The 13,715-nt window shown below is 38.2% G+C and carries 13 protein-coding genes; all 13 read right to left on the reverse strand.

Going from position 1 to position 13,715, the window contains the following annotated elements:
* Positions 1-13 precede the first annotated feature (13 nt).
* Entirely contained in the window at positions 14-1,189 is a 1,176-nt protein-coding gene (gene neuC / locus D7Y06_RS07825; protein WP_120407249.1) for a UDP-N-acetylglucosamine 2-epimerase, read from the reverse strand.
* 119 nt (positions 1,190-1,308) lie between these two features.
* A complete protein-coding gene (locus D7Y06_RS07830; RefSeq protein WP_120407250.1) occupies positions 1,309-2,244 on the reverse strand; it encodes a DUF1919 domain-containing protein in 936 nt (311 codons plus the stop codon).
* A gap of 51 nt (positions 2,245-2,295) precedes the next feature.
* Positions 2,296-3,294, reverse strand: coding sequence for an N-acetylneuraminate synthase (gene neuB, locus D7Y06_RS07835; RefSeq protein ID WP_120407251.1), 999 nt, complete (start codon positions 3,292-3,294; stop codon positions 2,296-2,298).
* 16 nt (positions 3,295-3,310) lie between these two features.
* Positions 3,311-3,880, reverse strand: coding sequence for a NeuD/PglB/VioB family sugar acetyltransferase (locus tag D7Y06_RS07840; RefSeq protein ID WP_120407252.1), 570 nt, complete (start codon positions 3,878-3,880; stop codon positions 3,311-3,313).
* A gap of 3 nt (positions 3,881-3,883) precedes the next feature.
* A complete protein-coding gene (locus D7Y06_RS07845; protein WP_120407253.1) occupies positions 3,884-4,960 on the reverse strand; it encodes a sugar phosphate nucleotidyltransferase in 1,077 nt (358 codons plus the stop codon).
* Positions 4,953-6,131 (reverse strand): DegT/DnrJ/EryC1/StrS family aminotransferase, encoded by a 1,179-nt coding sequence (locus D7Y06_RS07850; RefSeq protein ID WP_120407254.1) that lies wholly within the window; start codon positions 6,129-6,131, stop codon positions 4,953-4,955. The genes D7Y06_RS07845 and D7Y06_RS07850 overlap by 8 nt, the downstream gene beginning before the upstream one ends.
* A 22-nt stretch (positions 6,132-6,153) precedes the next feature.
* Entirely contained in the window at positions 6,154-7,362 is a 1,209-nt protein-coding gene (locus D7Y06_RS07855) for a polysaccharide biosynthesis protein (RefSeq protein WP_120407255.1), read from the reverse strand.
* A 63-nt stretch (positions 7,363-7,425) separates the two neighbouring features.
* Complete coding sequence (locus D7Y06_RS07860; protein WP_243119163.1) at positions 7,426-8,220, reverse strand: nitrilase-related carbon-nitrogen hydrolase; 795 nt, start codon at positions 8,218-8,220, stop codon at positions 7,426-7,428.
* Positions 8,217-9,224 carry a Gfo/Idh/MocA family protein gene (locus D7Y06_RS07865; protein WP_158591318.1) on the reverse strand — a complete coding sequence of 336 codons (1,008 nt, stop codon included), beginning with the start codon at positions 9,222-9,224 and terminating at the stop codon, positions 8,217-8,219. The genes D7Y06_RS07860 and D7Y06_RS07865 overlap by 4 nt, the downstream gene beginning before the upstream one ends.
* 37 nt (positions 9,225-9,261) lie before the next feature.
* Positions 9,262-10,005, reverse strand: a complete 744-nt coding sequence (locus D7Y06_RS07870) for an acylneuraminate cytidylyltransferase family protein (RefSeq protein ID WP_120407257.1) — start codon at positions 10,003-10,005, stop codon at positions 9,262-9,264.
* A gap of 13 nt (positions 10,006-10,018) precedes the next feature.
* Positions 10,019-11,320: a glutamate-1-semialdehyde 2,1-aminomutase gene (locus D7Y06_RS07875; RefSeq protein ID WP_120407258.1), complete on the reverse strand. Its 1,302-nt coding sequence runs from the start codon at positions 11,318-11,320 to the stop codon at positions 10,019-10,021.
* Between the two features lie 24 nt (positions 11,321-11,344).
* Positions 11,345-12,478, reverse strand: a complete 1,134-nt coding sequence (locus D7Y06_RS07880; RefSeq protein WP_120407259.1) for a 6-hydroxymethylpterin diphosphokinase MptE-like protein — start codon at positions 12,476-12,478, stop codon at positions 11,345-11,347.
* A gap of 89 nt (positions 12,479-12,567) precedes the next feature.
* Positions 12,568-13,695 carry an FkbM family methyltransferase gene (locus D7Y06_RS07885; protein WP_120407260.1) on the reverse strand — a complete coding sequence of 376 codons (1,128 nt, stop codon included), beginning with the start codon at positions 13,693-13,695 and terminating at the stop codon, positions 12,568-12,570.
* Positions 13,696-13,715 lie beyond the last annotated feature (20 nt).

The raw sequence follows: 13,715 nt of genomic DNA on the forward strand, positions 1-13,715 counted from the left end.
CAAAATTTTACTCTTACATTTCTTGCGCATTCATATCATAAAACTTTTTCTTTAGGTCGATATTGCCTGCTTTTACCGTGTCCACTATTTTTTTAGCTATCCGCTCCCCCGCATGTCCGTCTCCATAAGGGCTTACCACATTCCGGCACAATGAGCGAAATTCCTGTGTCATTGCTTTCTTTATGGCACTGGATATGCTCCCGGCGTCTGTCTCACAGTTAATAATGCTCTCTGCCTGGAGCCTGCCTTTCTGCCTGTCCCCAATATTTACTGTGGGAATTTGAAATCCCGGAGTCTCAATAATCCCGCTGGAGGAATTGCCTAAAACAAACCGGGCATGTTTCATAAGGGACAGATACCGCACCATCCCAAGGGAAGCATACACATGCATATTGGAAATAGAAGTTTCTGTTTCTTCAAGGATTTTATTGATATAAGCCCCTCCTTGGTCCGCATTCGCCTTTGTGACAATAAACTCTATTTCCGGAAACAATTTTATTGCTTTTAAAAATTCTTCCATCTGGTTTTGTGTGTTTCCATCATCTAAAGTAACAGGATGGTAAGTGCAAATGGCATATGTACATGGCGAAAGCCCAAGGCTCTTTAAAGCTTCCCCCTCAGGCATTGCGGCATTATTTAAAATATTATCCATACTGGTAGAGCCAAAATTAAAGACACGTTCCGAATTTTCCCCTAACTGAATGACCCGCCTGTAACTCTCACGATTTGTAACAAAGTGAAGGTAACTCATTTTTGTAATAGAGTGGCGAATCCACTCGTCAATGGCCCCCTCCGTTGTATCTCCGCCGCAGAGGTGAAAAATAGGGGTATTGGTAATTCCTGCCGCAACAGCTATAGCTAACATCTCATATCTGTCACCAAGAATCACTATGGCAGAATATTTTTGTTCCATAAACAGACGGGCAAACTGCTTTAAGGTCTCTGCCTGGTTCATTGCAATATCAATTGCCTCCCCTGTTTTTAATGGAATCTCTATCTCATGGTCAATGCGAAACTTAAAGTTAATGATTTCATCTATGGTGTGGCCAAATTCTTTCCTCAAATGTGTTCCGGTGACAACCAACTCTGTTCTTAGATTTGTATTTTCGTATTCCCGCAGAACTTTTAAAACTGGCATTAACAGCCCAAACTCAGCTCTTGTGGAAGTGATAACGGCAATTTTCTTCATAAAGCTTACCCTTATCTACCTAATTTATGGCTTTTACCACAGGAACTCCAATTGTTTCCATCCCAAAATGCGCATGTACAAATATAATCTTTTTCTCCATAAAATCACGGCTCATGCACCTACTCCCCCCCCCCCCCGTATCTCGAGTAATTACTGTCGCCATTTAAAAGTTTTAGAATATCCAAATCATATTTGTAGGCCAATCTGCAATAATCATAATAGCAAAAATACTCAACACGATCCATTTTGTGCTGCCTCCATATAAAGCGATCTGTTTCAAATTTTCCATAAATATCTTCATCCCCGTTATAAAATAATATTTTTTTCCAAGGAACTGATTTAAATGCCTCTATCAAAATTTCTTTATTCTTGTCAGAAATCGAAAACCTCATCTTAACAAAAATATTTTCTAAATTGATTCGTTCTTTCCTTCTGTCCCAGTTTTCTTTTCCTTCCGCAAATGTCGCATCATGTACAAGCTGCATCTTAACCTGGTTACTTCCCTTACCCAATGCAGCAATGGGAAAAATACCTTCCTGAAGGTTTCCCTCACGTACCATGGTTAATTCAGATTTCAAATAATAATCAATGTTCTGAATTAATTTCATATACTCTTCATTCTCAATATAAATATTTATAAAGGGTGTGGAAAATGGAAGCTTCAGACGATTATATACATACCCGCTCCAACAGTCGTCTGATATTATCGTGACAGGATTTTCTATTAAATTAACATATCTCTTAAAATCAAAAAATGGCAAATAAAGTACGGATGCGTCAATAATCCGGCTTTCGGAGATTCCTTCGTCCATTGCATCTTTTTTGATTTCTTCATAATAATGGCGGCTCGTGACCAAGACATAATCAAACTCCAGCACCTTAACGTCTTTTTTCGTGACAATCCGGAAACCGTCTCTTTTAGATGTAAAAATATCATCTATTTTACAAACCACAGCCTCCACAATTATATTCCCTTTATGTATTTCAAATAATATCGAATTTAAGAGATTTTCATATTCATTGCCCATTCCCCAAAGTAAAACTTTTCTGGCCATTCCAATAATTCCTCCTCTATGTCCTTTTAAATAGCATTTGATATATTTTCTTTATAATTCAATCAATTCATCTTCCTTAAAATCTCTTCCTGCAGTTTTTCCAATCACATCATACCATTGCATTGGACTGATTCCGGTTCCAGGTCTTTTCGTTGTTAAATTACTGGCTGAAAATTTTTCTCCTGCCCTGATAACTTCTTTCGCCACAATACTTTTTCTCACTGCAGCTTTATTTTCTTTCTCTAACGGTGATGCTTCTTTGTTTCCATTTCCCAGTGCTTTTTCCACATTTCGCACAGCACAGACCAGCGCTTTTAATTCTTCAGGTTCTAGGCTTGCCTTATGGTCAGGCCCCGGCATATTTTTGTCCAATGTAAAATGCTTTTCTATTACCACCGCCCCCATTGCCGCAGCAGCAACAGAAATTTCAATACCCGGGGTATGGTCTGAATATCCCGTCTTTTTATGTGACGCCTTGGCAATACTTTTCATTGCGGAAAGATTCACATCCTCATAAGGGGTGGGATACTGGGTATTGCAATGCAGCAGGACAATCTCTTTTGCACCGCAGTTTTCTAAAATTCTGACAGCATTTAAAATTTCTTCCAGATTACACATGCCCGTAGACATAATAACCTTTCTTCCTGTTTTTCCAATGGCTTCTAAATAGGGGAGATTTGTCACTTCCCCGGAAGGTATTTTCCAAAAATCCATATTAAAATTTTCAAGAAATTCTATGCTTTCCAGATCAAAAGGAGTGGAAATAAAACCGATGCCTGTTTTGTCACAATATTTTTTTAGTTCCAGAAAATTTTCATTTGTCAGCGACAGCTTCTTTAACATCTGCAACTGTGTTTCCCCTGCCCCAGTGGTTTCTTTCTGGTATTCCGCCTTTTCGGCATATCTGGAAACAAAATTTTCCGGCTGAAATGTCTGAAATTTTACATAGTCAGCCCCTGCAAGTCTCGCTGTATCCACCATTTTTTTTGCCAGGGACAAATCGCCGTTATGGTTTACCCCCGCCTCTGCAATAATTATTACATGCTCCATGAAATGCACCATCCTTTTACCGTACCACCGCCCCTGCCGGAACAATCTGATGCGGTTTTATTTTCATACCCTGAATTACTGTTGCATTTGCCCCCACAAAAGCTGCCCTGCCTACAGAAACCTCCCCACAGAGGACAGCGGCGACTGCTATATGGGAAAAATCCCCCAAAACACATTCATGCTCCACTAAAGCCATAGAATTTATAATTACCATCCTGCCAACCTGGGCCCCGGCATTTACAACAGCCCCTTTCCCGATGAATGTCCCTTCTCCAATCCTGGCGGATGAAGAAACAACCGCAGAGGGGTCTTTTATTACAGGCAGTGTAAAACCGATTCCTTTTAGTTTTTCAAATATTTTTTTCCGGATACTGCCCTTGCCCAAATATCCCACACAGACTGCCGCATTTTTTATTCCCTTTTCAAAGTAGTTAAAAAGCTCCTGGTCTGTTCCCAGATAAGGATACCCACATGACTGTTCCTTATTGTCCGTATAGCCTGCGATTCTAAAAAGCTTTTCTCTTTCAATACAATCTGCCACGCTTTTTCCATGGCCGCCAAAACCAACTAATATAATATCTTCCATACTCTAATCCGAAACAATGTTTAATTTTTCTTCCATGCGGTGCATTTCACCAAATTCTCCCATATCCAGAAAGGAATCCTCGCTGATGGGATACATACCCACTTTTCCTCTATCCCTCATAACAGAATCCACCAAGTCCGTCATGTGAAATACGGTATTCCCCGGAATTTTATCTATCACCGAAGGATTTATGACATACATTCCCGTATTAATAAAATATGACAGCTTTGGTTTTTCTTCTATCTCCGTAAGCTGGCCGTCTTCTTTTGAATGGAGCACACCATATGGAATTGTTATATTCTTTAAAGATGACACGATTGTGATATCGTTTCCCACCTTTATATGATACTGATAAATATCAAAATAGTCAGCAAAGACCAATGCATCACAATTTACAACAAACAAAGGTTTTTCAAACCTTGTTTTAATAAGTTTAATACTTCCCCCTGTACCTAAAGGCTCGTCTTCCTCCACATACCGGATATTGTATTCCGGATTTACCTCCTCAAAATAAGACTTTATCATGCTTTTTTTATAGTTCACTGTCATATAATATTCTTTTATCCCATATTTTACAAAACAGTTTAGAACACGCTCCACAATAGGTATTTCGCCTATGGGAATTAAAGGTTTGGGCAGTATTTTCGTATAGGGATACAGTCTGGTTCCCATACCTCCTGCCATAATTACCACAGGAATCCCCGACAAACTCTTATCTGTTTCTGGGGCATTACATTCCATGCTATCGGTGGAAAAAAGAATATCGGCCACAGACTTATCCTTTTTTAAAACAGGCAGTACCGAAATCAATTCAGATTTCATGATTTTATCCGCTTTGAAAACTTCCTCTTCAAAAACATATTTGGGATCTGTATGCATTGCCTCCAAGACAGACCCATTTAAATCACCAGTCTTTATGAGCCACCTGCGGATATCGCCGTCTGTAATACTGCCAAGCAAAACTCCGCCCTCATTTACTATAAACAGGATACCTCTTGCGTTTTTATCTATTTTTTCCATGGCATCCACTACTGTCATGGCCCTGTTTCCGATAAACATCGGAATCTGTTTTTTACTCACCTGCACACGCCCCCAAAACTTCTTTCACCTGCTTCGCAACATAAACAATTTCATCTCTTGTAATGCCTGTACTGCAGGGAAGATTTAAAATTCTTTCTGCATAATAGGGCGCCGCTTCCAACCGATATGCAGGCTCACTTTGATATGGTTTCTGTTCGTTGATCAATCCCCAGACAGCCCTGGTTCCGATGCCCCTTTTCTCCAATTCTATAATAATCTCCCCTATTGGAGCTGATATTTTTTCCCTGTTAATCTCCAGAGAATAAAACCACCGATTGGAGAATGTCCCTTTTCTGAAATCCATAAGCCTCCCCAACTCATATCCAGCAAACAATTTTTTGTATAACTCATAATTTTTCTGTTTGCGCCTGATAAACCCTGGCAGTTCTTCCAGCTGGGCAACTCCAAGCGCCGCCTGAAGATTTGTCATTCTGTAATTGTATCCCACCTCATTGTGGATATAAAACCTGGCATCGTCCTTTGCCTGGGTGGAAAGATACCTCATATGGTCCGTTTTCCCGGGAATGTTTGAAGTGACGGCGCCCCCGCCCCCAGTGGTGATAATTTTATTTCCGTTAAAGGAAAAAGTCCCAAAATCCCCTATGGTTCCGGCAAATTTCCCTTTATAAATTCCTTCTGTGTATTTTGAACCCAGCGCTTCCGTTGCATCTTCGATCACTTTGAAGTTATACTTTAAAGCAAGCGGCATAATACCCGCCATATCCGCCAGATTTCCAAATACATGGACAACTATCACCGCTTTTACGCATTTTCCCTTATAGGTAAGGACTCCCATATTAAAATCACATTCTTTTTCACAAAACTCCTGAAGCTTTAAGGGGTTTAGACAAAGGCTCTCGTCACAGTCAAGAAACACCGGCTCTGCAAATTGATATTTCACAGGGTTTACAGCCGCTATAAAAGTAAGGGGCGGCACCAGCACAATATCCCCCGGTTTTACCCCTGCTTCCACCAGGGAAAGATGAAGCGCCGATGTCCCGCTCTGACATGCCGCAATATCTTCCACCTGCAAAAATTCCGCCAAGTGTCTTTCCAGCTTTTCTATGTATGCTCCCCCTGTGGAAACCCAGCCCATTTCAAGGGCTTCATCCACATATTTTTTTTCATTTCCCTGAAAATTGGGAACCGATAAAGGTATAAAATTGTCCATGTTTCAAACTCCAAAGGTAAATTTACATTTTTGCATCCAGGTTTTTTCCTGTTTCCACATGTTCAAACTCAGGCAGATAATTTTTTAAAAGAGTTACAACTTCTTCCTTTTTTGTCCCACTGCCTGCAAACAATTCTTCCAGTTCCTGTATCCATGTTTCAATTTCACGTATGTTTCCGGAAATTTTCCCTTCCACTACACCCAGAGAATGAAACCTGTGGAAATTTACCTTTTCATCCTCTGTATAAAATTCTTCATAGGGCTTTTCCCCTGATGTATCCGACTGGGAAAAATATACGGGATACTGTGCGCTTTCTATGGGCCTGGATTCCATTTTGCAAAGGGCATCCTCTTCCGATGCGCAGCATAATGGCTCAAAGCCTTTCTGTCTCAATAATTCCACAGCAATTTTATCAAAAGACATCATGCATCCCTCTTCCAATTTCGGGAAAAATATTTCTCTGCTCTCCCCCAATATGCAGGACAGTAAACAAATCTGTCCGCTTTCCTCCGGGGAAACAAAATATCTTTTCACATCACAGGGAGCGCTTAAGGGCTGCTGCTTTTCTATCCTCTTTAAAAATCCTTCCGGAAGGGAACCGTTAGAAAAAGCCACATTTGCAAATCTGGCGGTTTTCACAGGGAATTTTTCAGAGTAGGAAAAAATCAAATCTTCCATAATCCGCTTACTTGCCCCCATAATATTTACAGGGTTTGCCGCTTTATCAGTGGACACGCAGAAATACGCTTCCGGCGGAAATTCGCTGAGCAAATCCAGCAATTTTTTTGCATTTATTACATTATTGTACAAAAGGGCTTCTATGGAATAGATGTCTTTTTCGCTTCTCACATGTTTATGTGCCGAAAAGTTTGCAACGATATCAAATCCCCCTCTTGCCCAGAACATTTTTGAAAAAACGCCGGAAGCGTAGTCCATGGGATATGTCACATAGTCAACGGGAACAGGGATACTGCTGGAACTTCTCAGTTCGCGGGTAAGCTCTGTCAATGCGTTTTCGTTTAGGTCAACAACCACCAGCGTCTGGGGCTCATAGGGCAAAACTGCTTTAATAAAGGAACTGCCGATGCTCCCCGCACCGCCGATGACTAAAACGGTTTTTCCCTGAATTTTATTTTGCAGTTTTTCTCGATTTTGCTGTAAATCTTCAAGAAACATGCTGCTCTGGCGTTTAGTTACATGGTCTGATATAAATCTGTCTAAGTCGAACATTTTCTACTCCAATTAATATTACAAATAAGCCTTTTTTCTTTTTCACTCTATTTCACCATCACATCAATCATTTGTATTGTTTAGCACATACTTATGATATAAATCCTCGCGCCTGTCATTTTTAACAGGAAAATTTTTTCTGAACATCATCGTGTTGTCTATTAATTCATATTCCACTATTCCTTCTGTATCAGCCAATCCTGCTAGAATCTGACCATTAGGGTCAATAATGCAACTATCCCCCGAATAATTTTGGTCACCTACCTGTCCCACACAATTAATTGCTAAAATATATACCTGATTTTCAATTGCCCTTGCCTGAAGCAAACATTTCCAATGTTCACGTCGATTTGCCGGCCAGTTGGCAGGCAATAAAATAACACTGGCTGTTTTAGACGCTATTTGAAATACTTCTGGAAAACGAAGATCATAACAAATAAAAGATGAAAAATCGATATCTTCCAATTTGAAACTTATAATATCGTTTCCAGGCCTAATTTTTTTATCTTCACCGTAAAAAGAAAAAGGATGAATTTTGGTGTAATCTGATACAATGTTTCCTTTTTTATTTATTACTGTATAATGATTTTCTGACTTCAGTCCACAGTCTTTTACCCATCCAAATCCAATTGCCATATTATATTGTTTTGCAAGTTTCCCTATTCGCTTGATACTTTCATTAGTTCCTTCTTTGGTTAATGTTGTATTCATTGAAAATCCAGTAAAACTCATTTCTGGTAATAGCAAAAAATCTATTTTGCGTTTTTTTATTGATTTCAATTTTTCTTCCAGATGCAAATAATTTGCATTCTTATTTTCCCATTTAATATTCATTTGAAACAAGGCTACTTTTATCATTTTTTATCCCGTTCAAATCCTCCATCCGAATCTTCCAGTTCCTCTAAAAGCCTTAAAACTGCTAAATCTTTATCAATCGTATTGGGATATCTTTGAGCATTCTCTATTCCATCTAAAAATGACTTTATTTCATCTATATACATGTTTTCATTAATATTTTTACTATAGCCTTTTTCATGTATCAGCCTGCCTATTTCTATACTCTTCCAATCATTACTTTTAGAATCGTATATTTCCAACTGGTTTCTATCGCATCGCCATTGTAGTTGTGCATATTCAAAATTAATGACTAAATTTCTCAATGCGTTACGTCCTACAACATCAACTAACAAGCTCCCTACCATATTTGCATAATCCAAGGAACACACATAACTATCTTCTATATCACAATCCAAATCCATTGTTTTTCTAAAATACCCCTTAATTTCTTTTGGGTATCCAAATAGACTTGTAATCCAAGTCAACTCATAGGGCACAATTTCTCTGGCCCCACCAGTCTCTCTGTTGCCTACATAAAACTCTCTTACATTTTCCCAGGGATGCCAATCTGGTAAATATTGCCCACTATGATAAGAAAAATTGCAAATTTTTCCGTAAGTTTTAGATTCAATGATTTCTTTAATTTTTCTAACTACTGGATGAAAGAGAAACGTACAAGAGGGAGCGATAAATATATTTTCTGTATTTCTTTCTTTAATCCTATTAACCTCTTTTAGAATAACGCTTGCTTCGACAAAAACCGGCTTATTATGTTTAATGGCTATTTCTACTCCCTCAAAATGCTTATTAGGTGGTAATGAAACGATTATTGCTCTAATTTCAGAAAAATCAATATTTTCTTCTATATTGGCAATAGCAACATTATATTTTTCTTTTGCTTCGAGACATCTATCCTTTCTGGCATCCATACCCCAAATATTTTGTTGGTCTATTCCCAATGCTTGCAAGCATCTTATCCTTCTTTTGCCCATTGAACCCAAACCAATAACTAAATATTTTTTCATACCATTGTCCTTCTTTCGCTTATTTAATTTATACCCATTAGTCTTTAACATACTCATCATTTAATTCCAAATTGCCCTTTTCCATCTGTAATATTGTTTCGATGCATTTAAAATCGTATATATCATCAATTTCATAACTCTGCCACCTCTCAATATAGTAAGGCAACATATTAGACGTATAAATCGTATGCTCAGCATTAAAAACAACTGTTTTTATCAAATAGCCAACTCCATAGGGAAATAAAGCTTCATCATGCTGTTGCCTCTGATATGCAACAGCTTGTCCCATCATATAAGGCACAATATTTCCTTCTTCCGAAATCTTCTTTACAATCATAGGATGTTCCAAATGGACTTTTCCCACTGAAATCACACCATCTTTGTCAGAATTATCCACTGCTAATTTAATCATATTATCTAAATCTCCTTTTTTTCGCAATGGAGACGTCGGTTCCAATAGCATAACATATTCATATTCTTGTCCATAACTTTTCAATCGTTCTAGTGTGTATACTATTACATCCATTGATGATGAGCTATCTGTTGCCAAATAAGCCGGACGCAACTCCGTTACACATTGCCCATAAATCTCACATATTTCTGCAATTTCCTTACTATCTGTTGAGATAAATAGGTAATCTATCAACTTACTGTTTTTTACATGCTCAATTGTCCAGGCAATTAAAGGTTTTCCATGCAATTTCTTAATATTTTTGCCTGGCAGTCCCTTGGATCCTCCTCTGGCTGTAATAATTGCCAAGATTTTTTGTTCTTTATACATTATTCTACCTCACTTAATTAAATCTTCTAAAAACCGGCTTTATTACATTTCCCATAAGAAATTGATTCACGTTTCCGTTTAATGAGTCGGAATAAGTTTTTATTGCATGCCTTGCCGCTTCAAGAGTTTCATCAATTACTTTCTCTGTGTGCTCATATGCAATTGCAATATAAGGCATTAAAATCCCTTTTCTAATCATTTCCTGGCAAAATACTGTCCGATATTCGTTGGATGGTTTTTTATTTTGATCACATACTACAAAATTAGGAGAACAATCTGCACCTTGGATATAAAAGTAGTCCTGCAATGAATACTCCCTAGAAATATCTTTTAGTCCATTTACCAATTTTCTTCCCATTTGCCAAATCTGATCCGTTACATTTAAATCTTTATATACCTGTACGGTTTCAACAAAAGCTCCCAGGCTACTCATTTCTGCTCCATGAGTTGTAGAAATTAGGAATACCCGTTCTTTGCCCGAAGTTAAACCTCCCATATCCATAATCTCTCTTTTTCCTGCCAATGCAGCCACAGAAAAACCATTTGCCATACCTTTACCATATGTCACTAAATCTGGTTCGACATCATAATACTTACACGCACCCTGAATATCCCATCTAAAACCCGTAATCATCTCATCTAAAATATATACTACTCCATATTCCGTACACAATTTTCTTACTTCCTGAAGAAATCCATTCGTCGGTTCCTCTGAATCACAGGGTTCCATGATAAGGGCAGCTATTTCTCCTTTGTGTTGTTCAAATAGCATCTTGACAGATTCAATATTATTGAAACTGAACTGTAATGTCAGTTTTTGTATTTCTTGTGGAATTCCGGAATTCATAACTGTGTCTCCGATGAACCAGTCATCATATGAAAAAAAAGAATGATCTTTACATCTAGCAATATACTTTTTCCCCGTATATGCCCTGGCTAGCTTAGTTGCTGCAGAAGTTACTGTGGAACCATTTTTAGCAAACTTCACCATATCTGCCCAGGGGATTAAATCACATAACAGCTCCGCTGCCTCAACTTCTATTTTAGATGCTTTGGATGCAGTATTTCCATTGTGAATCTGCTCTATGGCTGCATTAGAAATTCTGTCAAAATTATATCCGACTGTGACAGAACGGCATGCCATTGCATAATCGATATATTTTTTTCCATCAACATCCCATGTACATACCCCTTTGCTTTTTTCCATTATTCTTGGGGCATTTTCGGGAAACACTTCGTCCGTTCTGCTATATGTATGGGCACCTGCTGGTATAAAGAGATGCGCTTTGTTCCGATATATTTCATTTAGTTCCATTTTTTCTCCTATCTTTTTGAAATTTTATTCACAAATTTTTAACATTCCATCTAATTCAACTCTTTCAAAAACTTCCAATTCCCCCCCACGAGTTGCATTATATATTTTTATTCCATGAGAATCTGCATATTGGTGCGCCGCCATGTAAGCTTTTTCATGCATTTTTTCATTGGCATAAATACAAATTTTATCTATTTCCTGTTCTAACTCTGCTTCCTTCTGCTTTATTCCTTCCGCATAACTATTGCTATAATCAACTGTCCCATCCTCAAGAAACTTAGCTGAATACGACATATCTATTCCCAATAAGTAAATCTCATGAAACCCCATATATACTGCCAACTGAAGCATTAAATACGTCACTGTGCCAGATGCATAACAGTAGCTACTACAATCATCACTAAACAAAGACAGCCCAGATTTCTCATCAGACTTCCATCTAGCTCTAACAAAAAACAAGTTTGAAAAATCTACGTCAGAACGTAAAAGACGGGTGTTCTTATTTGCACTTGTAAAAGCCGCATCACAGTTAGACAGTAGATATTTAACATTTTTTCTTTCTTTTAGTATACTTTCACAAAACACATCGTCCCACGCACACCAAAATGTAGGTCTCCATTCGGTTCTGCTATAAAGCCCATAAATGGAATTACAGGCAAATGTAACCTCATTTTTCAGTTTTTCCAGATCTTCTATGGCAAGACTCGGTCCATTACCAATGATAAAACATTTTTGTCCTTGATACAAATTGTGGAATTTCTGAACTTTCTGTAGATATCCTCTCCAATCATCAATAACGGCAGGACACTCCCATATAATATCTACAATGTTGCTAAACTTTAATATATTACCCTCTTGAATATGCGCTCGTTTTAACTGCTGTTCCATTTTATCTGCATAAACTTTAGACGAAATAATAAAACAATCCTCTTCTGTAAAAGAAGCAGAGTAAGAATATATCATTTTACCAGTTTCCGTTTCATACAGTTCTTTTAAATATCCATCTACAAAGCCATTCCATTCTATTCTATTGTCCGTAAGCAGTTTTCCTATTTGCTTCCCATATTCCCCTGCCCCGACTACATATATATTTCCTTTTCCTTCGTAAGAACGGATGAAATTTATAAATTCATCCACATGTTGTATATTAAATTGCACTAAAACACCTCCAATCAAAATAATTCATGTTACAATTCTTAAGGAATTTTCCTGTTTTATTCTTTGCCGCTGAGACAGGACAGTTTCCCTTATTGGGATATCCCGTACAAAACCGTGTCACCGGCAGACAGCATATAATGTCTTAAAAATAATTTATAATCACTATCTAATGACTGGATAAAATCAGATAAAACCAATAAATCATCTTGTAGATGGTAAGCGCAAACAGCCAGTACAGGTTTATATTTCTTTATGGTGTCAACAGCTCCTAGAAGCGCATTTCTTTCAGCGCCTTCTATGTCAAGTTTAATAAGCCCGACTTTCTCATAGGGATAATCATCTATCCGTTCTGTAGGAATATAATTGCCCAAGCCCTTTCCGACACATCCTGACAATCCATTCCCACCAAATTGGATCATCCCTTTTTTATCCCATAAAGCGGCCTTATGCAGTGTGATATTATGGGGCAGGTATGTATCTGATGTTATTTTATTTTCCAATATTTCATAATTTGCGGTGTCTGCCTCATAACAATGGATATTAAGGTTATTCCGGCTGCCCAGCATTTCTGAGAACATTTCCACCGTATCACCGTCAAATGCCCCGCCATCGATGATTATGCTGCCGGCAATTTCCTTCAGCTGCTTTTTCGCCAGCAGTACTTTGTCTATGTATATGTTTTCTTTGCTCCTGATTTTTTTAAGCCATTCTTGTTTCCTTGTCAGACGGTAATTTAAAACGCCTTCCAATACCATTTTTGACTGTTCGTCTGCTAGAGCCTGGTGCAGGTTTTCATAAGCATCCATATTTTTTCGGATATAATCCATTTCATTTGATTCATACAGCCGCTGGTTTGTTTCCCATGCCATAGATGTCAGCATATCGTAGATATGTTCTGAAAGCAGTGGGTTATACGCACATATCTGCCGATATATTTCTTCTTTCCACATAGAAGCTATGCAAATTGCCGCATCTTCATATTCCTGCACAGCGTCTGTAAATTTTCGGATGAACAGTCCGTTTTTTTCTTTTCCCCATTTCTGCTGTGAATTATCACAGTAACACCTTGGGAAAATATCATGCTGCCGCAAAAATTCCAATGTCCAGTCTCCGCTGTCACCGGCGCCGAAGATAATAATGTTTTGGTAATTTTTCAGTTTTTCCAGTATGGCACTATCTATGAGGCAACCCGTTGCCTGCTCCCATTCGAGATACATTTGTCGTTCTCCTTATAAAA

Source organism: Roseburia sp. 1XD42-69 (assembly GCF_003612565.1).
Taxonomy (GTDB): Bacteria; Bacillota; Clostridia; order Lachnospirales; family Lachnospiraceae; genus Roseburia_B.